This is a genomic window from Paucibacter sp. DJ2R-2, assembly GCF_025717675.1.
GTDB lineage: Bacteria > Pseudomonadota > Gammaproteobacteria > Burkholderiales > Burkholderiaceae_C > Paucibacter_A.
In genome coordinates, this window is record NZ_JAJIRT010000007.1 from 248,515 (window position 1) to 272,986 (window position 24,472).

Consider the following 24,472-nt stretch of genomic DNA (forward strand, 5'->3'; position numbering starts at 1 on the left):
AACAGCACGGATTCCATGAGCCTCACAAAGCATCTAAGCTTTTCATCATTGAAATTTTGTCGAGGCGCGCCCCATGAAACGTAATTCAATTACAAAATCTGAAAGCCGCCTTCCAAGGCTGAGACGCCTGCTCCCCAGCCTGGCACTCGGTGCCGCCCTGGTCAGCGGCACCAGCCTGGCCGCCCCGCCGGTGGATCTGTCCCTCGTGCCCCCTCGCCCCAAGGCCAGCACCCTGCCCCCGGGCTGGGAACATGGCGCCTTCATGGAAATCTTCGTGCGCGGCTACCAGGACAGCGATGGCGATGGCATCGGCGACTTGCGCGGCCTGATCCAGCGCCTGGACTATCTCAAAGATTTGGGCATCAGCGGCATCTGGCTGATGCCCATCACCGCCAGCGCCGACCACGACCATGGCTATGCCACCACCGACTTCCGCCGCATCGAGTCCCAGTACGGCAGCCTGCGCGATTTCGACGAGCTGATCCGTCAGGCCCACCGGCGCGGCATCGGCGTCATCATCGACTATGTGATCAACCACGCCTCGCACGAACACCCGCTGTTCCAGCAGGCGCTGAAAGATCGCCGCAGCCCCTACCGCGACTGGTTTGTCTGGCAGGACAGTGAGCCCCAGGGCTGGGACATCTGGGGCAAGAACCCCTGGACCGTGGCCACCTCGGCCGCCGATGGGAGCAAGCTGGGCGCCTACTTCGGCACCTTCGGCCCGCACATGCCGGATTTCAATCTACGCCACCCGGCCGTGCTCGACTACCACCGCAGCAGCCTGCGCTTCTGGCTGAACCGCGGTCTGGACGGCTTCCGGCTCGACGCCGTGCCGCACCTGATCGAGAACAACGCCGTCGACTGGAACGACCAACCCGAGAGCCGCCGCCTGAGCCGCGAGCTGCAAGCCCTGATCAAGCAATACCCGCGCCGCCATGTGGTCTGCGAAGCGACCGCCAACCCGCAGCAGTACGCCCGCCCCGAGGTCTGCGGCAGCGCTTTCGCCTTCGGCCTTGAAGCGCAGATGATCAAGGCCGCGCGCGGCGAGGCCGCTGCCGTGGGCGAGATCGCCCGCATCCTGAGCCAGGCCCCGAGCACCATGGCCAATGTGCTGGCCAACCACGACATCTTTGCCGGCTCGCGCGTCTGGGACCAGCTCGGTGGCGACGAGGCACGCTACAAGCTGGCGGCAGCCAGCTACCTGCTCGCGCCGGGCACGCCCTTCATCTACTACGGCGAAGAGATCGGCATGGCCGGCGTCTCGCAGCTGCCCGGCGACGAGCCCCTGCGGGCCCCCATGAGCTGGACGGCTGACATCAGCGGCTTCACTTCCAGCGCCACGCCCTACCGCCCGCTTTCACCCAATGCCGCCAGCCACAACGCCGCCGCGCAGGCGCGCGATCCTGGCTCGCTGCTGAACTTCTACAAAGCCATGATCGCCCTGCGCCGCCAGCTGCCCTCGATCGCGCGCGGCAGCTTCATCCAGGCCCAGACCGAGGATCAGGTCTTGAGCTTCCAGCGGCGACTCGGCGATGAGCTGAGCCTGGTGCTGATCAACTATGGCGAGCAGGCCGCCACGCAGGCGGTGAGCGGCCTGCCTGCGGGCGCACTGCTTCAACAGGCCTACCCAGCCCAGGCAAGCCTTGGCAGCGACGCGCAAGGCCAAGCCCTGCTGCGGGCACCCGCCCGGTCCGTGCAGGTCTGGCGTTTGGATTTGCCCCAGAAAGGCCGGCCATGAATCGCCTGCAACTCGCCGCCCTCCTCCTGGCCGCCGCCCTGCTGCCCAGCAGCCGCAGCCTGGCCCAAACTGTGGAGCAGATCGAGCCGCCCAGCTGGTGGGCCGGCATGAAGGAGCCGCGCCTGCAGCTGATGCTGCAGGGCTCGCAGATCGGCATCCTTCGCCCGCGGCTCAACAAGCCCCATGCCGGCGTGCACCTGCTGCCGCCCGAGCGCGTGGCCAGCCCGAACTACCTGTTCCTGAACCTGCACATCGCCGCCACCGCCCGGCCGGGCACGCTGCAGATCGAGCTGCTGAAGCCCGACGGCCGCGTGGCCCAGCGCCTGAGCTATGCCCTGCAGGCGCGCGCGCCCGGCTCGGCCCAGCGCCAGGGCTTTGGCCCGCAGGATGCGATCTACCTGCTGGTGCCCGATCGTTTCGCCAAGGCCGGCGAGAGCGTCTCGAACGCCGAGATGCTCGAGGCCGAAGACCGCAGCCAGCCAGGCGGCCGCCATGGCGGCAACCTCGCCGGCCTGCGCCAGCATCTGGACTACATCGCCGGCCTGGGCTTCACCCAGATCTGGCCCACGCCCCTGGTCGAGAACAACAGCGCCAGCTACAGCTACCACGGCTATGCGGCCACCGATTTCTACCGCATCGACCCGCGCTTCGGGCGCAACGAGGACTACCGCGATCTGGTCGCGGAGGCGCGAAACAAAGGCCTGGGCGTGATCCAGGACATCGTGCTCAACCACATCGGCGCCGGCCACCGCTGGCTGCGCCAGCTGCCCGAGCCCGACTGGCTCAATCAGTGGCCCAGCTACACCGAGACCCACCATGCGCGCCTGAGCCTGCTCGACCCGCACGCCGCCGCCAGCGACCGTGAGCGCTTTGTCAGCGGCTGGTTCACGCGCGGCATGCCCGACCTGAACCAGCGCAACCCACGCGTGGCCCGCTACCTGACGCAGATGAGCATCTGGTGGGTGGAGTACGCTGGGCTCTCGGGCCTGCGCACCGACACCTACTCCTACTCCGACCGCGGCTTTCTCGCCGACTGGTCACGGCGCCTGATGCAGGAGTACCCGCGCCTGAACCTGGTCGGCGAGGAATGGAGCCCGCACCCGGCCGTGGTGGCCTACTGGCAGCGCGGCAAGCGCAACCACGACGGCTACGCCTCCCACATGCCCAGCATGATGGACTTCCCCCTGCACGGCGCCATGCTCGCCGGGCTCAAGGAAGACGACGGCCACGACAGCGGCCTGACCAAGCTTTACGAAGCCCTGGCCCACGATTTCCTCTACCCCGACCCGCAGCGCCTGGTGCTGTTCGAGGGCAACCACGACACACCCCGCTTGTTCAGCGCGCTAGGGCAAGACCTGGCTCTGTGGAAGATGGCCCTGCTCTACCTGGCCACCGCGCCGCGCATCCCGCAGTTCTTCTACGGCGATGAATTGCTGCTCACCAGCCCCGCCCAGCGCGACGACGGCCGGGTGCGCGCCGACTTCCCCGGCGGCTGGGCCGGTGATGCAGCCAATGGCTTCACCGGCCAGGGCCTGAGTGCCGAGCAGCAAGAAGCCCAGGCCCTGGTGCGCCGGCTCTTCAACTGGCGCAAAAGCGCCCCAGCCTTGCACGGCGGCCGCAGCACACACTACGCCCCCATGGACCAGGTCTATGCCCTGTTCCGCCAGGGCGGCGGGCAGACGGTGATGCTGATGCTGAACAAGGCCAAAGAGCCGCGCCGGGTCGACATGACGCGCTTCCGAGAAGCCTTGGGCAGCCACAGCGAGGGCCGCAATGTGCTCAGCGGCCAGACGCTGCGCTGGAACGAAAACCTGGAGCTGCCGGCCCGCTCGGCCCTGCTGCTGGAGTTGCGCTGAAGGTCTGAGGCGCTGAGAGAAAAGGCCTCAGCTGCTGCGCCCCAGCAGCGCCGCCATGCGCGCCAGCTTGGGCTTGACCACCGGCGTGGTCAGCATGGTGCTGCCCACCGCCATCAGCAGCAGCGCGGTGAAGCTCTCCTGCGTGATGATTTGTTTGTCCAGCAGGATGTTGGCAAAGATGATCATGATCAGCGCCTTGGTCTGCAGCAGCCAGCCGATCAGCGAGGCCTCGCCCGGCTGCCAGCGCAGGATGCGCCCGGCCATGTGCACGCCGATCAGCTTGCCCGCGACCGAGGCGACTAGGAGCCCGGCCGCCGCCAGGAACACCATGCTGCCGCCCACGCCCCAGTTGGTGCGCAGCCCCGTGCTCAGGAAGAACACCGGCATGATGACCAGCAGCACATGGTGGCGCAGGCTGTCGAGCTGCTTCTGATCAAACCAATCGGCATCCATGATGGCGCCGGCCAGGAAGGCGCCCACCATGTAATGCAGGCCCGACCAGTCGGCCCCAAAGCCGCACAAGGCCAGCCAGATCAGGCTGACGAACCAGCGGTCGCTGGCACTCAGGCGCGCCATCAGGCGGCGGAACAAGGCGCCCACGATGATGAAGGCCAGCACAAAGGCCAGTTGCTTGCCGACGCGCTGCCAGTCCATCAGGATCAGGGCCAACACGCCCCAGATCGCCACATCGTCCACGCTGGCGTAGCGCAGGATGCGCTGGCCAAGCGGACGGCGCAGGATGTCCATTTTTTCCATCAGCAGGATCAGGATGGGCAGGGCCGTGACCGCGCAGGCCATGCCCACGCCCAGCACAAACTGCCAGTCCAGGGCCTTGGGGCCGATCCATCCGCTGCCGGCCAGCATCACCAGGGCCGCGCCGCAACCAAAGAGCAAAGGCATGCCCAGGGCCAGGCCCGCCGTGATGCCGCTCTCGCGCCGGTGCTGCCATGCGGCCTTGAGATCGAGCTCAATGCCGGCAATCCACACAAACAGCATCACCGCCCACCAGGCAATGCCGTTGAGCGACTGGATCACCGCCGGGTTGAAGACGAATTGGTAGTACTCGGGAAACGCGGCCCCCAGCACACCCGGGCCCAGCAAGATGCCGGCAATGATCTGCACCACCACCAGGGGCGCGAAATGGTCGGTCCTGAACAAGCGCCACACCAAGTAGGGCACGCTCAGGATGATGAGCATGGCGATCAGGAAAATTTCGGTCGTGTTCATGGGCATAGGGATGAGAAGCGCGCGAATGGTAGGCGCTCTCCCGAACGCTTTTGCCTAGGGCTTGCACGGTTCAGGGCGCACAAAGAACTTGCGTGTAACTGGCGCTGCGGCTGCGAGGACGGCGATTGAGCGCCTCAAGGGTGAAGCTTGGCAACCGTACCCGCGCCGAGGTAGAGGCCCGACTGGAGCCGAAGGCGGAACGGCACTCTGGGCAAAGTTGGACTGAGTCTTTAGCCGGCCGGACCCAGGAGATTCTTCACTCGGTTGACAAAAAGCTCGGGGCGGTTGGCCGTGCAGCCCATGAGGATTTGAATCAGGATTGAATGAGCCAGGGCACGCCAGATCACTGTTCAGTCACTCGCATGACTCCAGCACTTCCAAAATTTCCCGCAGCAAAGTTTCAAATTGACCGCAAACCGTTTCAGTCAACTTCGCCGCATCGTCAAAGTCTGGCGCAGCAAGCAGCAGCGCTTCAAAAACCGAATATGCCGGCATGGCCTCTGGGTTTACCCACTTCGCGCCCCTCAGCTTTTTCCAGTACAGGATCTGAACATCCTTGGTTTGCCCAAGAAGCCACAACTCAAAGTTTGCGTTTTGATGATTGAGAACCAAGGCGAGCTTGAGCTTCTTGTTCTTGAGATACTCATTCTGCAAGTAGAAGTATGTGAAATCGATGTAGCCATGCAGAATGGCCGCAACCGAGAACTCGGCTTGGTATCTCTTCAAGAATTCAGTTCTCAAATTCTGAACAACACCGACCAAATCTTGATAGGTTCTCTGGAGTTCCCCACTGGAAAATGCGCTTTTGTAGGCGGGTATACGGGCGTTCAGACTCTGGCTCGGCATCAACCTTTCCCTCCAAGATCAACTAGCACACAACGTCCAAATTAAGCGGGCCAGCCAGCGCAACTGGCGCAGGTCCGCTTGAATGATGGGTTGGGCATCTTGTGCGTGCTATTGCTGATGCTTACCCTGGATTGACTTGCTCTCATAGATTCGCGGCCACACCCAGAAAACCGATGGCATAAAGGACGGCGAGAGAAAGCGCCGCCACGTTCATGCGCGTGCGCAACGCAGGTTCACCCGACAGCTTGTAAACCCAGATGGCAACTGCAACGACTGCCCATATGAAGGCAATCAAACCCCACCCGGCCGCCAATAGCAGCATGTATGACGACGGACCGTGCGCATACAGGATATTGCCGCCAAGCACGTAGAGCTCTGTACAACCGAAGACAAGCACCGGGACCGAAAGCAGCCATAACAGAACTGCGGGGGAAGGCCGTAGGTACGGGGTCGGTTGGCTCATGTTGCTCAACGTTAATTTGGGGCGACAAAAATGCGCCCGAACGTCGGCGCCATTCGCAGCGCCAAGCGTAGTCTATTGGATGCAAGTCGCTGAATCATCACTATTCTTCACCTTACTAACCTGGACTCCAGGCTACTAAAACCCCGACAAAAACAGCACAGGGTTTTATCGAACAGCGCGCCCGAAACTCTCCACACCCATCTTTTAACTGTGTGATCGGCGCCAGCAGGCTCGCTTCCTCCATGCCTCTTGAAGCGCTAGCCGATGCCTTGCCAGAGATCATTCGCTTCAAGGCGCGTCGAACCGGCCGTCCTGTCGAGTCGATCCGACTGAATGGGCGCGCCTTTTGAACATTGCACGCTCGACAGACCGACTGAACCCATAAAAGCATGACGCCCCAACAACAAAGGGAGCCTTTCGGCTCCCCTGGTTGCTCCTGCCCTGCTCAATGCCATGGCAGCGGAGCCCGGCTCTTGATGGCCTCTGACTTACTTCATCCAATCAATGGTGAGAGAGCCCGCTGCAATAGGACCAAGCTTCGCAGCCGCGGCCGAGCTCGTCCATCCCCTAAGAGTGTGGGCGGGTTACTACCAGCCCGGATGTTTCACGAGGTCGGCCCTGGCTGGTTCGCAGCACCGATGAGCACGACGTTCTCTCGCTTTAACGTTCATTCCAATCCATCTTGGCAACTGGGCCTACGCGGGTTTGCGCGGCCCAGACCTTGCCCCTGACGCCTCAACTCCTCGCCGATGCCTCAGGGCATCGGCTGCGGTCGTCTCAGCGCCATTGGCTGCGGCCTGGACTCACGCAATTCCCGCGTCCCTCGTGAAGCATTCGGGCTAGGCCAACTGTGCCAAGCGATTCAGGCCGGCAGCTGCATCAAGCCCACATCGGCGCGGCCGCTGGCCGCCGTGATCAGGCCCAGCACACGGCCGGGCTCACTGCCGACCATGTCCCAGCTGAAGCGCCAGGCCCAATTGCCGCCCAGCACGCCGGGCACATTCATGCGGTGCTCGCTGCCCAGACCCAGCACGTCCTGCATGGGGAAGACGGCGATGTTGGCGACCGAGTTGCAGCAGGCGCGGATCATGGCCCAGTGCACATCCTGAGCATTGCAAGGCAGGTAGGCGCCGGCGTAAGCGCGCTCGCGCGCCGAGGCCGTGCGCCACCAGCCGTGCACCGTGTCGTTGTCATGTGTGCCGGTATAGGCCACCGACTCGCGCGGCCACATCTGCGGCAGGAACTCATGGCTGCCATCCCCCCCGAAGCCGAACTGCAGGATCTTCATGCCGGGGAAACCGCAGCCCTCGCGCAGGGCATGGACGTCATCGGTGATGAAGCCCAGATCCTCGGCCACGATGGGCAACGGGCCCAGGGCCGCGGCGATGGCATCGAACAAGGCCTGGCCGGGGCCGGTCTTCCACTCGCCACGGCGGGCGTCGGGGCTGTCGCCGGGGATTTCGTAGTAGCCGGCAAAGCCACGGAAATGGTCGATGCGGAAGACATCGGCCTGGCTCAGCGCGCGGCGCACGCGGGCCGTCCACCAGGCGTAGTTTTCGGCGGCCATGCGGTCCCAGCGGTAGAGCGGGTTGCCCCAGCGCTGGCCTTCGGCCGACATGGCGTCGGGCGGCACGCCGGCGACCACGGCGGTCTGGAAGTGTTCGTCCAGCTCGTACAGGTCCGGGCGCGACCAGCAGTCGGCGCTGTCGTGCGCCACGAAGATGGGCAGGTCGCCCATCAGATGCACGCCCTTGCTGTTGGCGAACGCCTTGAGCGCGCCGACCTGGCTGTCAAAACACCATTGCACGAACTGCCAGAAGCGGAACTCCTCGGCGTGGCTTTCGCGCGCCTGCGCCAGTGCGGCCGGTTCACGGCGAGCCAGGGCCGGCGCCCAGGTCCACCAGGCCTGGCCATTCAGCGGCGAGCGGATGGCCATGAAGAGCGCGTAGTCGTCCAGCCAGTCGGCCTGGTCCGGGGCGGCGCACCAGGCGGCAAAGGCGGCGCGGTCCTCGGCGCTGGCGCGGGCGAAGAAGCCCTGGGCCGCCAGGCGCAGCTGCTGCTCGCGCCAGGGCAGGACGCGGCCGTAGTCCACCTTGTGGGCCTCGAAGCCACCCTCGGGCAGCTGCGGTGCGGCCAGCCAACCCTTGGCCACCAGGGGCTCAAAAGCCACCATCCAGGGGCAGCCGGCAAAGGCCGACACGCCCTGGTAGGGCGAATCACCGGGGCCGATGGGCGTGGTCGGCAGCAGCTGCCACAGGCGCTGGCCGGCGCTGGCCAACCAGTCGACATAGGCATACGCGTCGGGGCCGAAATCGCCCATGCCATGCGGGCCGGGCAAGGAGGTGATGTGCAGCAGCACACCAGCGCTGCGTTGGGTGAGGTCCATGGGGTCGGTTCTCGTGGGGAAACAAAAAATGAAGTGATCAGGAACGTGGGGCTTCCGGCGCCTGGCTCAGCACCAGCAGGCTGCAGGCCGGCGCGGCCAGGGTACCGCGACGCTCGCCATGCTCGGCCAGCTCGCCGCTGCTGTCCAGCAGCAAGCTCCAAGGCCCGGGCGGCAAGGCAAAGACCTGCAAGGCATCGGCCGGGTTGAAAAGCAGAAGCAGCACCGTTTCGGTTGCTTCGCCCTGCAGCAGGCCGGCAAAGGCGAGCTCGCCGCCGTGGTGCCAGTCTTGCACCTGCATGGCATGGCCGTGCGGGCTCAGCCAGCGCAGGCTGGCCGCGCCGGGGGCGCCCGGAGAAGCAGCCTCGCCGAACCAATGCGCCTGGCGCAGCAGCGGGTGGGCACGGCGCAGGGCGGTAAGGCGGCCCACAAAGGCCGCCAGGCTGCGGTCGGCCTGCGGCCAGTCCAGCCAGCCCAGGGCGTTGTCCTGGCAATAGGCATTGTTGTTACCGCCCTGGCTGTTGGCGATCTCGTCGCCGGCATTAAGCATGGGCGTGCCCTGGGCCAGCAGCAAGCTGGCCAGCATGGCGCGGCGGGCGCGCTCACGGCGGCGGCGCACAAGCGGGTCCTCGCTCGGCCCTTCGACGCCGAAGTTGGCGCAGAGCTCGCCGTCGCGGCCATCGCGGTTGTTCTCGCCATTGGCCTCGTTGTGCTTGCGCGAGTAGCTGACCAGATCGTTGAGCGTGTAGCCGTCGTGGCAAGCCACGAAGTTGACCGAAGCCAGCGGGCTGCGCTGGCCGTGGTGGAACACATCGCTGGAGGCGGTGAAGCGGCGCGCGAACTCGCCCCGGCCCGTGCCACCGGCTCCGCCGGCGCCCAGCCAGTAGCCACGCACGGCGTCGCGGAACTTGTCGTTCCACTCCAGAAAGCGGCCCGGAAAACGGCCCAGCTGGTAGCCGTCATAACCCGCATCCCAGGGCTCGGCGATCAGGTGCACACCAGCCAGCACCGGGTCCTGGCGTAAAGCCATGAAGAAGGCGGCGTTGCCATCGAAACCATGGCGGGTGCGGCCCAGCACCGGGGCCAGGTCGAAGCGGAAGCCATCCACCCCCATCTCCTGCACCCAGAAGCGCAGGGAATCGAGCACCAGCTGGGCCACGCGCGGGTGCGCGGTGTTGAGGGTGTTGCCGCAGGCGCTGTGGTTCTCGCAGCGACTCAGGTCTTCGGCCACCAGGCGGTAATAGCTCTTGTGATCAAGGCCACGGAAGGAAATCGTCGGGCCGAACTCATTGCCCTCGGGCGTGTGGTTGTAGACCACGTCCAGCACCACCTCCAGCCCCGCTTCGTGCAAGGCCTGCACCATGGCGCGGAACTCGGCCGCCACAGCGCTGGCGTCCTCGCGGTGGGCCGGCTGGGCCAGGCGCGGGTCGGGCGCGAAAAAACCCAGGGAGTTGTAGCCCCAGTAGTTGCGCAGGCCGGTGCCGGCCAGATGCGGCTCGTCCAGCGCGTAGTGCACCGGCAGCAAGGACAGGGTCGTCACGCCCAAGGCCTTGAAATGCGCAATCGCCGCCGGATGCGCCAGGGCGGCATAACTGCCACGCAGCGCGGCCGGGATCTCGGCCATCTGCTGCGAGAAGCCTTTGACATGGACCTCGTAGAGCACCACATCCTGCAGCGCATGGCGCGGCGCCGAGCGGCGCGGGCTAGGCCCGGCCAGCGGCACGGGCACGCGCGCTTTCAGCGCCTGGGCGGCGTTGTCGCGGCGGTCGAAGGACCGAGCGCCATCCGGGTGGCCCAGCTCATAGCCATGGTGTTCGGCATGCCAGCCGAAGTGACCGACGATCTCGCGGGCATAGGGGTCGAGCAGCAGCTTGTGGGCATTGAAACGGTGGCCGGCCTCGGGCTGGTAAGGGCCGTGGGCACGCAGGCCATAGACCAGGCCCGCACCCAGGCCAGGCAGAAAGCCCTGAAAAATGCCGTCCTGCGGGCCCTGCAGCCGGTAGCGGCGCAGCTCGCACTGGCCGGCCGCATCGAAGACGCAAAGCTCGATGGCCTGCGCATGCTCGGAGAAGACGGCGAAATTGACGCCGCCATCTCGCACCTGGGCGCCCAAAGGCTCATGGCGGCCGGGCTCCAGGGCCTCGGGCAAACGGTTAGCGGTGCTCGTCGTCGTCATCATCATCGTTGTCACGCTCAGGCGCTGGCGCCCAGTAGAAAACTCAGGGGCTGGGCCAGGCGGGCGGACCAGGCCAGCTCCTTGTGGCCTTGGCCTTCAAACACCCGCGACTGCAGCTGCGGGGCGCGGTGGCCCAGCTCGGCCATCAGCGCATCGACCTGGGCTTGCGCATCGTCGTACTGCGCATCCAGATCCGCCGTGCCGCGGTCCATGTACAAGCGCAGCTGGCCCGGTGGCGGCAGCTTGCGGCGCAGATAGGCCAGCGCGGCTGCGGGGATCTCGCGGTTGCGCTCGAAGCTGCCGATCCAGTGCGTGCTCAGCGCCGCCGCGGCGCCAAAGACCTGGGGGTATTCGCACAGACCGTAGACGCTGATCATGCCGCCCATGCTGGAGCCCATCAGAAAGGTGGAATCGCGGTCGGGCGCGGTGGCATAACTCGCATCCACGGCGGGCTTGAGTTCCTCGACGATGAAACGCAAGTACGCATCCGACATCACCGGATGCTTGATGCGCTCGGCGCGGTAGCGCTGGGCCGTGGGCGAGTCCTGCAAGGCGTGGTCGTAGGCCTGCGGAAAGAACTCGGCGTGGCGAAAATCGGGCCGGTTCCAGATGCCGACGACGATGAAGTCACGCAGCAGGCCAGCGGCGATCAGGGGCGCGGCCACCTGGTCCACCTTCCAGGCCTGGCCGTTCCAGGTGCTGCGCGGGTCGAACAGCATCTGGCCGTCGTGCACATACAGCACCGCATGCGGGCGGCGGCCGTCGTAGCCGGGCGGCAGCCAGACTTCGACCGGGCGCGGCGGCACGGCCCGCGAGGGGAACGGCGCCCAGCGCTCCAGCCGGCCCAGCTGCACCTGCGCCGCAGGGGCTGCCTCGGTCGGCTCTGCCGACGCGGCAGACGGCAACACCGCGCCGCTCAAGACTGCACCCGTCATCATCATGGCCTCGCGTCGATTCAAACCCAGCGTCATGACTTCTCCTGCCCCAGGAACAGGACCGACAGCGGCGGCAAGGTCAGCACCAGGCTGCCATCGGCCTCGGCCTGCAAGCCGGCATCGAGATTGCCCAGATTGCTGCCGCCGTAGTGGGCGGAATCGGTGTTGAGCAGTTCGCGCCACGTGCCACCTGTGGCAAGCGCCGGCGGCAGCGGCAGGCGATAACCGGGCCGCGGCACCGGCGTGAAGTTGCAGACCACCAGCACCGTGCGGCGCTCGCCCTCTTCACTTTCATCATGCCGCGCCCAGGCCAGCACCGAGTGCTCGCGGTCCTCGGCCTGCAACCACTCGAAACCACGGGCCTCGCAGTCCAGGCGGTGCAGGGCCGGCTCGCGGCGGTAGAGCAGGTTCAGGTCGCGCACCAGGCGCTGCATGCCGGCGTGGTGGCCCTGCGCATCGGCCAGGAGATGCCAAGGCAACTCGGCGTCATGGTTCCACTCGCTAGCTTGAGCGAACTCCTGGCCCATGAAGAGCAGCTTCTTGCCGGGATGGCCCCACATGAAGCCGTAGAAGGCGCGCAGATTGGCGAACTTCTGCCAGGCGTCGCCGGGCATCTTGCCCAACATCGAGCCCTTGCCATGCACCACCTCGTCGTGCGAGATCGGCAGCACAAAGTTCTCGCTGAAAGCGTAGACCAGGCCGAAGGTCAGCTTGTCGTGGTGCCAGCGGCGGTGGATGGGATCTTCCTGCATATAGCGCAGGCAATCGTTCATCCAACCCATATTCCATTTGTAGTGAAAGCCCAAGCCGCCGGCATAGGTCGGTGCGCTGACCCCGGGAAAACTGGTCGACTCCTCGGCCACGGTGATGGCGCCGGGCGCCTCCTGGCCGAGCAGCTCGTTGATGCGCTTGAACAGGCTGATGGCCTCCAGGTTCTCGCGCCCGCCGTCCACATTGGGCAGCCACTCGCCCGCCGGGCGGGAGTAGTCGCGGTAGAGCATGGAGGCCACCGCATCGACACGCAGGCCGTCCACGCCGCAGCGCTCCATCCAGTAGAGCGCATTGCCGGCCAGGAACTGGCGCACCTCGTAGCGGCCAAAGTTGTAGATGGCGGTGTTCCAGTCGCGGTGGAAACCTTCGCGCGGGTCGGCGTATTCAAACAGCGCCGTGCCGTCGAACTGCGCCAGGCCATGCGGGTCCATGGGGAAATGCGCCGGCACCCAATCGAGCAGCAGGCCGAGACCCTGCGCATGGCAGGCCTCGACAAAACGGGCGAAGCCCTCGGGTGGGCCAAAGCGCGCGCTGGGCGCGAACAGGCCCAGGGTCTGGTAGCCCCAGCTGCCATCGAAAGGATGCTCGCTGATGGGCATCAGCTCGATGTGGGTGAAACCCAGACCAGCGGCATAGGCCGGCAGCTGCTCGGCCAGCTCGTCCCAGCTCGGGAAGGCCCCAGTACCCCGGCGCCAGGAGGCGGCATGGACCTCGTAGATGGCCACCGGCGACTGCCGCGCATTGGCCATCGCGCGCTCCGGGCTCAGGCGCGGCCGGGTCTTGAGCACCGGCAAAGCCGGCACCACGATGCTGGCCGTGGCCGGGCGCAGCTCGGCCGCACGCGCGAAGGGGTCGGCCTTCAGCGGCAGCAGTTGCCCCGCGCGGTCATGAATCTCGAATTTGTAGAGATCGCCCACGCGCGCGGCCGTGGCGAAACCTTGCCACACGCCCGAGGCCTCGTCCTTGACGAGGGGATCGGCCTCGCCGTCCCAGCCATTGAAACTGCCGACCACGCTGACCCGGCTGGCATTGGGCGCCCAGACGGCAAAGCGCACACCATGCTTGCGACCCAGGCGCCCGGCATGGGCACCCAACAACTCCTGCGGCCGCGGGTGTTCACCGCGGGCCAGCAGGGCCAGGTCTTGCGCGGAGATCAGTGCCATGGCCAAGCGCTGTAGCGGTTCAGCCCAAGCTCTTGACCGACCAGACGCGATCCACGTACTCGGTGATCGTGCGGTCGGCCGAGAACCAGCCCATGCCGGCCACATTGAGCACCGCCTGGCGGGCCCAGGCCTCGGGCTGGGCGAACAAGGCGTCGACACGGGCCTGGGTGGCCACATAGTCCTTGAAGTCGGCCATCAGCATGTAGACATCGCGGCCCAGCAGGCTGTCGACCAGGGCGCGGTAGCGCTCGCGGTCACCGCCGCTGAAGGCACCGCTGGAGATGGCCTCCATCACCTGGGCCAGCTGGCGGTTTTCTTCGACGAAAAGGCGCGGGTCGTAGCCCAGGGCCTTCATCTGCGCCACGGCTTCGGTGCGCAGGCCGAAGCAGAACATGTTCTCGGGGCCGAAGGCCTCGGCCATCTCGATATTGGCGCCGTCCCAGGTGCCGATGGTCAGCGCGCCGTTGAGGGCGAACTTCATATTGCCGGTACCCGAGGCCTCGGTACCGGCGGTGGAAGTCTGCTCGGACAAATCGGCCGCCGGGATGATGGTCTCGGCCACTGAAACGCCGTAATTGGGCAGGAAGACGAGCTTGAGCTTGTCGCCCACACGTGGGTCGCTGTTGACCACGCGGCCGACATCATGGGCCAGCTGAATGATGGATTTGGCCGCCACATAGGCGGAGGCGGCCTTGCCGGCGATCAGCACCGTGCGCGGGGTCCAGTTGGCTTGCGGGTTGGCGATGATGGCCTGGTAGCGCGCGATCACATGCAGGATGTTGAGCAGCTGGCGCTTGTACTCGTGGATGCGCTTGATCTGCACATCGAAGAGGCTGTCCGGGTTGATCACCAGGCCCAGCTCCGCGCGCACCCGCTCAGCCAGGCGCTGCTTGTTGGCGCGCTTGACGGCCATGAACTGACGGCCGAATTCGGCGTCATCGGCGGCCGGCTTCAGCTGCGCCAGGCCCGCCAGGTCCTGGCGCCAGGCGGTGCCGATGCGACCATCGATGAGGCTAGACAGCGCCGGGTTGGCCTGCTGCAGCCAGCGGCGCGGTGTGACGCCGTTGGTGACGTTGTGGAAACGCTCGGGGAAGATGGCCGCGTAGTCCGCAAAAATGGTCTGCACCATCAGCTCGGAATGCAGGGCCGCCACGCCGTTGACGCGGTGCGAAGCAACGATGGACAGGGCCGCCATGCGCACGCGGCGCTCGCCGCCGAAGGGGCTGCCTTCGTCGATCAGCGAGACGCGCGCCAGCAAGGCCTCGTCGCCTGGGAAGCGCTGGCGCAGCTCGCTCAGGAAGCGGTGGTTGATCTCGTAAATGATCTCGAGGTGGCGCGGCAGCAAGGCCTCGAACATGCGCACCGGCCAGGTCTCCAGCGCCTCGGGCATCAAGGTGTGGTTGGTGTAGGAGACCGCCTGGCGGGTGATGGCCCAGGCCTCGTCCCAGCCCAGGCCCTGCTCGTCCAGCAGCAGGCGCATCAGCTCGGCCGGCGCCAGCGCGGGATGGGTGTCGTTCAGATGGATGGCATTGCGGCGGCCCAGCTCATGCAGAGGCGCGCCTTCGGCCAGATGGCGGGCCAGCAAGTCCTGCAAGGAGGCGCTGACCAGGAAGGCCTCTTGCTTGAGGCGCAGCTCGCGGCCGGCCTCGCTGCTGTCGTCCGGGTAGAGCACCCAGTTCAGGGCATCGGCGGCGACACGGTGGCGCGCGGCCGCGGCGTAGTCACCCTGGCAGAAGGCCTTGAAGTCGATCGGCGCCACGGCGCTGGCCTGCCACTGGCGCAGGGTGGAGACGCGCTCGCTGTGATGGGCCGGCACGATGAAGTCAAAGGCCTGGGCCTCCAGCTGCTCGGCCGGCAGCCAGCGGCGTCGGGTTTCACCGCCACCACCGGCGTCCAGTTCGACACGGCCACCGAAACCGACCGTGTAGCGGATCTGCTCGCGGCGGACTTCCCAGGGTGCGCCGAGGCGCATCCAATCGTCCGGCGCCTCGACCTGGCGGCCGTCCTGGATGGCCTGGGCAAACATGCCGTACTGGTAACGCAGGCCGTAGCCAAAAGACGGCAGACTCAGCTCGGCAAAGGAATCAAGAAAGCAGGCGGCCAGGCGGCCCAGGCCGCCATTGCCGAGCGCCGCATCGGGCTCGCGCTCCAGGACCTCGCCCAGGCTCAGGCCCTCGGCGGCCAGCAGCGCTTGCAGATCGCCCTGCAGGCCCAGGGCGGCCAGGGCATTGCTCAGCGCCCGGCCCATCAGGAACTCCATGGACAGGTAGTGCACGCGGCGCACGGCCTCGCCACCGACCGGGCGTTGCGCATCCTGCGCTTGAGTCTGCGCCCAGCGCTCGGCCAAGACCTGGCGGCAGGCCGAGGCCGCAGCACGCAAGGCCAGGGAGGCGGAGCTTTGGCCCAGGTTCTGGCGCTGCTCCTCCCGGTAGGCGGCGGCAAAGGCGGCGCGCAGCTCGGGGGTGGCAGAGGAAGTCAGGGCGCTGGAGGCAGAGTCGTTCATGGGCACGGCTTTCGCAAGCGAGGTCAGCGAGGGTGAAACAAGGGTGGTGGGCTGAGGCATGACGGCGATCGGTTGAAAGGACGCAAACGAAGTCCGCGGCCTAATGGGTGTTCGGGTGTTCATCAGTGCGCCACAGAGGCGGCAGGGCAAGAATGCAAGCAAGCCACATCGCAGGCCGCGATGTGCGGCCGATGTAGCGCTGACAAAAGTATCGCCGACGCTCGTAGTTTTGTGTAGTTTCACTACATCGGGTTATCCCGATGATCTATGCAAGTCGTTGATTTTACTTGTTTTGATCTTGATTCAATCGGGTTACCGCTGTTGTTCAAGAAGTTTTGAAGCTGTATATTGTCTACAAATCAAGCCTGGGGCGGCAAGCTTTTGCCAGCCAGGAACACACAAGCAGAAGACATACAAGCGCGGCCACCTCGCCGCGCCCTGGAGACAGCAAGTGGCGGACGTTCAACTCAGCGGCGTGAGCAAGGCCTACGGCAGCATCAAGATCCTGCACGGCATTGATCTGGAGATCCGCGACGGCGAATTCATGGTCTTTGTCGGCCCCTCGGGTTGCGGCAAATCGACCCTGCTGCGCACCATCGCCGGCCTGGAAGAGATCACAGGCGGCGAGCTGCGCATCGGTGGCCGCTTGGTCAACGAGGTGCCGCCGGCCGAGCGCGGCATTGCCATGGTGTTCCAGAGTTATGCGCTCTACCCGCATATGAATCTCTACGACAACATGGCCTTCGGCCTCAAGCTGGCCAAGGTGCCGCCGGCCGAGATCGACGCAGCCGTCAAGAACGCCGCGCGCATCCTGCACATCGAGCACCTTCTGGACCGCAAGCCCAAGGACTTGAGCGGCGGCCAACGCCAGCGCGTGGCCATCGGCCGCGCCATCGTGCGCAAGCCCGAGGTGTTCTTGTTCGACGAACCTCTGTCCAACCTCGACGCGGCCCTGCGCGTGCGCATGCGCTACGAGTTCGCCAAGCTGCATGAGGACCTCAAGACCACCATGGTCTACGTGACCCACGACCAGGTGGAGGCCATGACCCTGGCCGACCGCATCGTCGTGCTCTCGGCCGGCAAGATCGAACAGGTGGGCACGCCGCTGGAGCTTTACGAACACCCGCGCAATCTCTTCGTCGCCGGCTTCATCGGCTCCCCCAAGATGAATTTCCTGGAGGCTGAACTGGTCCGGGGGACCAGTTCAGAAGCCCTGGTCCGCCTCGCCAGCGGCACCCAAATCCGCGCCACCGTCGACGCCTCCCGCGCCCAAGCCGGCGATAAGATGACCCTGGGCCTGCGGCCTGAGCACTTTGTGGTCGGCGCTGAGGACAACGCGATCCAGTCCACCGTCACCTTTGTCGAGTCGCTGGGCAGCGCCACCCATGCCTACTGCGCCTACCCTGGTGTCGAGGACGCGCTGACCTGTGAATTCGACGGACGCACCCGCATCAAATCGGGCCAGGACATCCGCCTGGGCCTGCCGCCCGAGGCCTGCTATCTCTTCGATGCCCAGGGCCAGGCCTTCCAACGCCTGAGCGGATCGCCGACATGAGCAGCACGCGTGCCCCGAAACTCTTGCTGCTGGCCACGGCCCTGCTGGCCGCCCAGCCCGCCCTGGCGGCCAAAAACCACAAGCTGCTGGTCTGGATCAATGGCGACAAGGCCTACAACGGCCTGCAAAAAGTCGGCGATGCCTTCGAGAAGGCCTCCGGCGTCAAAGTTGTGGTCGAGCACCCGGTGGACGCCACCGACAAGTTCCAGCAAGCCGCCGGCGCCGGCAAAGGCCCTGATGTGTTTTGCTGGCCGCATGACCGGGTCGGTGAATGGGCCAAATCGGGCCTGCTGACTCCGCTGCGCCCGGGCAAAAAGCTCTACGACGAGGTGGAAGACAGCGCCTGGAAGGCCTTCGCCTACCAGGGCAAGCTCTGGGGTTACCCCATCGCCATCGAAACCACCGGCCTGATCTACAACAAGGCCCTGGTGCCGACACCGCCCAAGACTTTCGACGAGGTGATCGCCCTGGACAAGCGCCTGCAGGCCGAGTCCGGCGGCCGCAAGCACGCCATCCTCTGGGACTACAACAAGAGCTTCTTCAGCTGGTCGCTGCTGGCCGGCGCAGGCGGGCAAATCTTTGCCCGCGATGCCAAGGGCGAGTTCGACAGCAGCCAGGTCGGCGTCAACAATGCCGGCGCCCTGGCCGGCGCCGAGATGATTGCCCGCCTGCTGCGCGATGGCCAGATGCCCAAGGGCGCCCGCTACGCCGAGATGGAAAGCGGCTTCGCCCGCGGCGAGGTGGCCATGATGATCTCCGGCCCCTGGGCCTGGGACAACGCGCGCCGGGCCAAGATCGATTTCGGCGTGGCGCCGATTCCCGGCGTGAAGGCCGGCCAGTATTCCAAGCCCTTTGTCGGCGTGCTGGGCTGCATGATTGCCGCGCCCTCGCGTCAGAAAGACCTGGCGCGCGAGTTCATCGAAAACCACCTGATGCGGCCCGAGGCGCTCAAGGTGCTCGATGCCGACGTGCCCATCGGCGTGCCGGCCAACAAGGCCTTTTATGCGGAACTGGCGGTCAACCCGCTGATCCGCGCCAGCATGGAGAACGCCCGCCTCGGCGAAGCCATCCCCAACATCCCCGAAGTCGGCCGCTTCTGGACCGCCATGGACGCCGCACTGGAAGCCATCACCAATGGCCTGCAGTCGCCCAAGGACGCCCTCGACGGCGCCGCGGGCCGCATGTTGCTGAACAAATGAGTCCGTCCATGAACATGCCCGCCAGCCTCCCGACTCCGGACCCATCGTCACCCCACACGGCCTTGCCGCTGGGTCGCGGCGTTTACACCCAGCTGCCGCCCAGCCGCCTGGAACGCCTGGCCCAGCGCCTGCGCTGGCCGCTGACCGGCGCGGCCGGCCTGGCCTCGCTCTACCTGGTGTTCCTGATGCATGCCGCCGGCCAGACCTGGCTGGCCCTGGGCGCCCTGGGCTTCTTCGTCCTGGTGTTCTACATCTACATCAGCCAGGCGGCCTTTGCCCTGCGCTACCTCTTCCCCGGCATTGCCGGCATGCTGATCTTCATCGCCTTCCCCCTGGTGTACACGGCGCAGATCGGCTTCACCAACTACTCCTCGGCCCATTTGCTGAGCCAGGAGCGGGTGCGTGAGTACCTGCTCGATCAGCACGAGGCGGTGGCCGGCCAGACCCAGGGCTTCACCCTGCATGCCGATGGGCCGGAGTTCCGCCTGGTGCTGCGCGCCGAGGACGGCAGCCCGAGCTGGGTTTCGCCGGCCCTGGCCCTGAAGACCACCCGCCAGGAACTGAGCGTGGACATGCTGCCCGCGCAGTCCGCCCAGCAACCCCTGACCGCACCGCTGCAGCAAGCCCTGCCCCTGCGGGAGCTGATCGAGCACCGCGAGGCGCTGATGCAGCTCAAGCTGCGCCTGCCCGGCGCCGCGCAGGAGCTGCGTTATCTGGGCCTGCGCGAGTTCGGCGCCATCAGCCGCCATTGGCAGGCTCAGGACGACGGCAGCCTGCTGCGCCTGGCCGACCAGACCCGCTTCAGCCCCAATCTGCAAACCGGCTATTTCGAAAGCGCCGCCGGCGAGGTGCAGCAACCCGGATTCAAGGTCGTGGTGGGCTGGCGCAACTACACCCGCATGGTGATGGACGCGGAGTTCCGCGGGCCTTTCCTCGCCATCTTCAGCTGGACCGTCTTGTTCTCGGCCCTGACCGTGCTCTGCGCCACCGCCATCGGCATGTTGCTGGCCGTGCTGCTGAACTGGGACGACCTCAAGTTCCGCGGCACCTACCGCACCCTGCTCTTCCTGCCCTACGCGGTGCCGGGCTTCATCTCCATCCTGGTGTTCAAGGGTTTGTTCAACCAGAACTTCGGCGAGATCAACGCCATCCTCGACGCCCTCTTCGGCATCAAGCCGGCCTGGTTTGCCGACCCGCTGCTGGCCAAGGTGATGCTGCTGATCGTCAACGTTTGGCTGGGCTACCCCTACATCATGATTCTCTGCGCCGGCCTGCTGAAGAGCATCCCCGCCGACCTGTACGAAGCCTCGGCGATTGCCGGCGCCGGCCCGCTGACCAATTTCTTCAAGATTACCGCGCCCCTGGTCATCAAGCCGCTGGCGCCCCTGCTGGTCAGCGCCTTTGCCTTCAACTTCAACAACTTCGTGCTGATCGCGCTCTTGACGGACGGACGGCCCGATTTCCTCTCGACCAAGATCCCGGCCGGGCAGACCGACATCCTGGTGTCCTACACCTATCGCATCGCCTTCAAGGACTCAGGCTCGGACTTCGGCCTGGCCGCAGCCATCTCCACCCTGATCTTCTTCCTGGTGGCGGCCATGTCCCTGATCAATCTGCGCCTGATGCGCAAAGCCAATTCATGATGATCATGATGATGACGAACACACCTGTCGTTTCGGGGAGCCGCTGATGGCCATCGTTCGAGGCAAAAAGGCGCGCTGGCAGGTCTGGGCCGCGCATGGGCTGATGTGGGTCTTTCTGGCCCTGACCCTGTTCCCGCTGCTGGCCATCGTCAGCATCTCGCTGCGCCCGGGCAATTTCGCAACCGGCCAGCTGATCCCCAGCGAGATCAGCCTGGAGCACTGGAAGCTGGCGCTGGGCATACCCTACCAGGCGGCCGATGGCAGCCTGGTGCAGCCGCCTTTCCCGGTGCTGACCTGGCTGTGGAACTCGGTCAAGGTGGCGACCATCTCGGCCTTTCTGATCGTGGCGATTTCCACCACGGCGGCCTTTGGTTTTGCGCGCCTGCAGTTCCGTTTCAAAACGCCCATTCTCAACAGCATGCTGCTGCTGCAGATGTTCCCGCCGGTGCTGGCCCTTGTGGCGATCTACGCGATCTTTGAAACCCTGGGCAACTTCGTGCCGGCCCTGGGCCTGGAGACCCACGGCGGCCTGGTGCTGGCCTACCTGGGCGGCGTGGCCACCCACATCTGGACCATCAAGGGCTATTTCGAAACCATCCCGGTTGAGATCGAGGAATGCGCCAAGGTCGACGGTGCCACGCACTGGCAGGCCTTCCGCATGGTGCTGCTGCCCATGGCCCTGCCCATCCTGATGGTGGTCTTTGTGCTGGCCTTCATCGGCACCATCATCGAGTACCCGGTCGCCTCGGTGCTGCTGCGCGAAGAGGGCAATCTGACCCTGGCCGTGGGCTCCAAATACTTTCTGCATGACCAGCGCTTCCTCTGGGGCGATTTCGCCGCCGCGGCCGTGCTCTCGGGCCTGCCCATCACCGCAGTCTTCCTGCTGGCCCAGCGCTGGATCGTCTCGGGCCTGACGGCCGGTGGGGTGAAAGGGTGATGCGTGGCGCGCTGATGCTGCTGGCTGCCCTGCTCGCCCTGCCTCTGATCCACAGCCCGGCCCAAGCCAGCCCAAGCTGCACACCCAGCCCCCTGGGCACACGCGAGCTGTTCCTGCGCGGCAGCTTCAACAACTGGAGCGCGAGCGACGCCCATCGCTTGGTCTATGTCTGTGACCGTTATGAGCTCTACCTGAAGCTGCAGGGCGAGCAGAGTTTCAAGATCGCCGACGAAGACTGGTCGGCCGACGCCGACTTCGGCGGCCAGGCCCGTCAGCTGCAGCTCAAAGGCCCGTCGCTGAACCAGCGCTTCAAGGGCGGCATGCACAAGCTGGTGCTGCGCTTGACGGACAAAAGCGCAAGCTTGGCCATCCAGCCCTTTGCCGGCAAGCCACCCCAGCTCCGCAGCGCGCCCAGCGTCACAGACCCGGTGGCCCTGAGCCTGCGCTTTGATTCGCGCGATCTGCAGCACAAAGCACCGTTTGGCGCCGTCACGCCCGGCACGCCGCTGCGCCTGAGTCTGAACGCCCTGCCCGGCGTGCAGCGCGCCAGCCTCGTGGTCGCCAAGCGGCGGCTGGAGGGCAATCAGGAGGTGCTCGAGTACAGCGAGGTGCAACGCCTGCCTCTGCAAAAGGACGGCGGAACCGAAGCGGGCCGAGAGCGCTGGAGCTGCACGGTGATGCTCGCGGAGCCGGCCATCTACGGCTACCACTTCGAAGTGGAGATCGCCGGCAAGCGCTATGTGTTCCACAACAACCGCGACCCGGTGTTCTGGACTCGCGAAAAAGGCAGCATGGGCGCCGGCAGCGTGGACCCCTTGCCCGAGAACCCGCGCCAGATCCGCCGCTACCGCCAGACCGTCTACGCCACTGACTTCAAAGTGCCCGACTGGGCGCGCGACATCGTCTACTACTCCATCTTCCCCGAGCGCTTCCGCAACGGCGACCGCAGCAACGACCCGCAGCCAGGCCGCGAGCACTACCAAAACCAAGGCGTGGAGCGCCACAGCCGCTGGCTGGAGAGGCCCTACAAACCGGGCAGCGGCGACGGTTCGGACGGCGTCTACAACAACGATTTCTTCGGCGGCGACCTGGCCGGCATCATCGAAAAGCTCGACTACATCCGCGAGCTCGGTGCCAACACGATCTACATGACGCCGGTCTTCCGCGCGGCCAGCAACCACAAGTACGACACCGGCGACTACAAGCAGATCGACCCGGCCTTCGGCAGCAACGATGACTTCAAGCGCCTGACCTTGGAGGCCGCCAAGCGCGGCATCCGCGTCATCCCGGACACCTCGCTCAACCACGTCGGCAGCGACTCGCCTTACTTCAACCGCTTCAACAACTTCAAGCCCGGCGGCGCCTTCGACGGCGGCCGGCTCAACCCCGACTCGATCTACGCCAGCTGGTTCAAGCTCGACCCCAGCCAGGCCAAGCCCGAGGATCAGTACCAGGGCTGGACGGGGGTGAAAGATCTGCCCGAGCTGGACAAGAACTCGCCCGCCTTCCGCGACTTCGCCTACCGCGCGCCCGATTCGGTGACCCGGCAATGGCTGGACTTCGGCGCCGCCGGCTGGCGCATGGATGTGGCGCCCTGGGTGCCCGACGATTTCTGGCGCGAATGGCGCCAGGTGGTGAAAGCGACGCGGCCCGATGCGCTGACCGTGGCCGAGACCTGGTTCGATGCCAGCAAGTATTTCCTCGGCGATATGTTCGATTCGACGATGAACTACATCTTCCGCAATGCCGTGCTCGAGTACGCGGCCGGCGGCGATGCGAGAAAGCTCTACGCCCAGATCGAGCTGATGCGCGAGGCCTACCCGCCGCAGGCCTTCTACGCGCTGATGAACCTGCTCTCCAGCCACGACCAGGCCCGCGCCCTGCACCACTTCGGCTATTCGGATGAGCCCGGCGCCAGCGCCCAGCAGCGCAGCGCCCAGGCCCTGAGCCTGGCCAAGCAGCGCCTGCGCTTGGCGGTGTTCTTCCAGATGGTCTTCCCCGGCGCACCCACGATTTACTACGGTGACGAAGTCGGCCTGGGCGGTGGCGATGACCCCTACAACCGCGCGCCCTACCCCTGGGCCGACGAAGGCGGCCGGCCCGACCAGGCCCTGTTGGCCGACTTCAAGCGCCTGACCGCCCTGCGCCATGCCGAGCCGGTGCTGCGTCACGGCAGCCTCAGCGCACCGCTGCACCTGGATGCCAACATCATCGTGCTGGCGCGCCAGGACGGCGAAACCTGGGCCCTCACAGCCATGAACAACGCCGCGCAGAGCCGCCGGGTGCGGGTGAACTTGCCCAGCGCCCTGGTCACACAGCTGCAGCGCGCGCTTTCAGGTCAGGCCGCCCTGCGCGAGGCGCTGGCGCCGCTGCAGACCGCCAAGGGCAGCCAGCCCGGCTATCGCCTGAACGGCTCGGTGCTGGAGCTGAGCTTGCCCGCGCGCTCGGGCCGCGTGCTGATCAGCCAGCCACCCTCGTCGTCGGCGGCGGCACCCAGTCACTGAGCACGCGCGCGCCGTCGGTGGCCGCAGCCCGCGCCACCGCCGGCTTGGTCGGTGTGCCCGCCAGCACCCAGGCCAGCAGCTGCTCGCCGGGCTGGCAGAAGGCTGCTTGCAGCGCCGGGTAGCGCAGGGCTGCGCCGCTCAAGGTCTTGGCGGCATAACCCATCAAATGCAGGGCATTGAGGAAGTTCATCAGGCCAGCGCCCGCGCAGATCAGCTGCTCATGGGCAGGCACCTCGGGCTCACCTTCCCGCAGGCGCACGATCAAGGCAGCCAGGCCGGGGCCGTTCCAGGCGCGATCGTGGGCGCGCTGCAGCTCCTCGGCCTCGCTCTGCCCCCAGCGCCGGGCGGCGTTGACGAAGAGACCGGCCAGGTGCTCGCGTTGCCCATCGGACACCAGCACGAAGCGAAACGGCCGCAAGCCCCCATGGTCGGGCGCCCGCAAGGCCAGATCGGCCGCCTGCTGCCACTGCGCCCGGCTCGGCGCCGGCGCGACCATGTATTTGGGCCCTTGAGAGTAGCGACCGGCCAGGGCCGCTATGGTGCGTGTGTCGATGGTGCTCATGCCGCCAATGT

At 66.1% G+C, this 24,472-nt stretch carries 16 protein-coding genes; 7 read left to right on the top strand and 9 right to left on the bottom strand.

The features are described from left to right. Positions 1-73: 73 nt before the first annotated feature. Together LNV28_RS17425 and LNV28_RS17430 are read left to right on the top strand one after the other, a co-directional pair. Positions 74-1,738, top strand: a complete 1,665-nt coding sequence (locus LNV28_RS17425) for an alpha-amylase family glycosyl hydrolase (protein ID WP_263517606.1) — start codon at positions 74-76, stop codon at positions 1,736-1,738. After that, a complete protein-coding gene (locus tag LNV28_RS17430; RefSeq protein WP_263517607.1) occupies positions 1,735-3,594 on the top strand; it encodes a glycoside hydrolase family 13 protein in 1,860 nt (619 codons plus the stop codon). Before LNV28_RS17425 ends, LNV28_RS17430 begins: the two co-directional genes overlap by 4 nt. 27 nt (positions 3,595-3,621) lie before the next feature. Here LNV28_RS17430 and LNV28_RS17435 read toward each other — a convergent pair whose 3' ends face one another. The 8 genes from LNV28_RS17435 to LNV28_RS17470 all read right to left on the bottom strand — a co-directional run bounded on the left by LNV28_RS17435 (position 3,622) and on the right by LNV28_RS17470 (position 16,061). Next, on the bottom strand, positions 3,622-4,821 hold the full coding sequence (locus tag LNV28_RS17435; RefSeq protein WP_263517608.1) for a cation:proton antiporter: 1,200 nt from the start codon (positions 4,819-4,821) through the stop codon (positions 3,622-3,624). A gap of 354 nt (positions 4,822-5,175) precedes the next feature. Continuing rightward, entirely contained in the window at positions 5,176-5,667 is a 492-nt protein-coding gene (locus LNV28_RS17440) for a DUF7000 family protein (RefSeq protein ID WP_263517609.1), read from the bottom strand. A gap of 142 nt (positions 5,668-5,809) precedes the next feature. Then, the gene (locus LNV28_RS17445; RefSeq protein WP_263517610.1) at positions 5,810-6,130 is read right to left on the bottom strand and encodes a hypothetical protein; all 321 of its coding nucleotides are present in this window, start codon (positions 6,128-6,130) and stop codon (positions 5,810-5,812) included. A gap of 862 nt (positions 6,131-6,992) precedes the next feature. Continuing rightward, positions 6,993-8,516 (bottom strand): 4-alpha-glucanotransferase, encoded by a 1,524-nt coding sequence (malQ, locus tag LNV28_RS17450; protein WP_263517611.1) that lies wholly within the window; start codon positions 8,514-8,516, stop codon positions 6,993-6,995. A 37-nt stretch (positions 8,517-8,553) separates the two neighbouring features. Further along, a complete protein-coding gene (gene glgX / locus LNV28_RS17455) occupies positions 8,554-10,695 on the bottom strand; it encodes a glycogen debranching protein GlgX (protein ID WP_263517612.1) in 2,142 nt (713 codons plus the stop codon). A gap of 11 nt (positions 10,696-10,706) precedes the next feature. Then, the gene (locus tag LNV28_RS17460; protein ID WP_263517613.1) at positions 10,707-11,660 is read right to left on the bottom strand and encodes an alpha/beta hydrolase; all 954 of its coding nucleotides are present in this window, start codon (positions 11,658-11,660) and stop codon (positions 10,707-10,709) included. Continuing rightward, the gene (glgB, locus tag LNV28_RS17465) at positions 11,657-13,558 is read right to left on the bottom strand and encodes a 1,4-alpha-glucan branching protein GlgB (RefSeq protein WP_263517614.1); all 1,902 of its coding nucleotides are present in this window, start codon (positions 13,556-13,558) and stop codon (positions 11,657-11,659) included. The genes LNV28_RS17460 and glgB overlap by 4 nt, the downstream gene beginning before the upstream one ends. A gap of 19 nt (positions 13,559-13,577) precedes the next feature. Beyond that, positions 13,578-16,061: a glycogen/starch/alpha-glucan phosphorylase gene (locus LNV28_RS17470; RefSeq protein WP_263517615.1), complete on the bottom strand. Its 2,484-nt coding sequence runs from the start codon at positions 16,059-16,061 to the stop codon at positions 13,578-13,580. Positions 16,062-16,512: 451 nt separating this feature from the next. On the opposite strand from LNV28_RS17470, the gene LNV28_RS17475 reads away from it, so the two are divergent. From LNV28_RS17475 to LNV28_RS17495, 5 genes are read left to right on the top strand one after another with little or no spacing between them, the layout of a single operon-like run. Further along, positions 16,513-17,616, top strand: coding sequence for an ABC transporter ATP-binding protein (locus tag LNV28_RS17475; protein ID WP_263517616.1), 1,104 nt, complete (start codon positions 16,513-16,515; stop codon positions 17,614-17,616). Further along, a complete protein-coding gene (gene malE, locus LNV28_RS17480; RefSeq protein WP_263517617.1) occupies positions 17,613-18,815 on the top strand; it encodes a maltose/maltodextrin ABC transporter substrate-binding protein MalE in 1,203 nt (400 codons plus the stop codon). Before LNV28_RS17475 ends, malE begins: the two co-directional genes overlap by 4 nt. A gap of 8 nt (positions 18,816-18,823) precedes the next feature. Next, entirely contained in the window at positions 18,824-20,458 is a 1,635-nt protein-coding gene (gene malF / locus LNV28_RS17485; RefSeq protein ID WP_263517618.1) for a maltose ABC transporter permease MalF, read from the top strand. Positions 20,459-20,504: 46 nt separating this feature from the next. Further along, the gene (malG, locus tag LNV28_RS17490) at positions 20,505-21,395 is read left to right on the top strand and encodes a maltose ABC transporter permease MalG (RefSeq protein ID WP_102770031.1); all 891 of its coding nucleotides are present in this window, start codon (positions 20,505-20,507) and stop codon (positions 21,393-21,395) included. Next, positions 21,395-23,899 (top strand): glycoside hydrolase family 13 protein, encoded by a 2,505-nt coding sequence (locus tag LNV28_RS17495; protein ID WP_263517619.1) that lies wholly within the window; start codon positions 21,395-21,397, stop codon positions 23,897-23,899. Before malG ends, LNV28_RS17495 begins: the two co-directional genes overlap by 1 nt. Here the strand turns inward: LNV28_RS17495 and LNV28_RS17500 are convergent. Then, a complete protein-coding gene (locus tag LNV28_RS17500) occupies positions 23,856-24,461 on the bottom strand; it encodes a nitroreductase family protein (protein ID WP_263517620.1) in 606 nt (201 codons plus the stop codon). The genes LNV28_RS17495 and LNV28_RS17500 overlap by 44 nt on opposite strands. Positions 24,462-24,472: the final 11 nt, after the last annotated feature.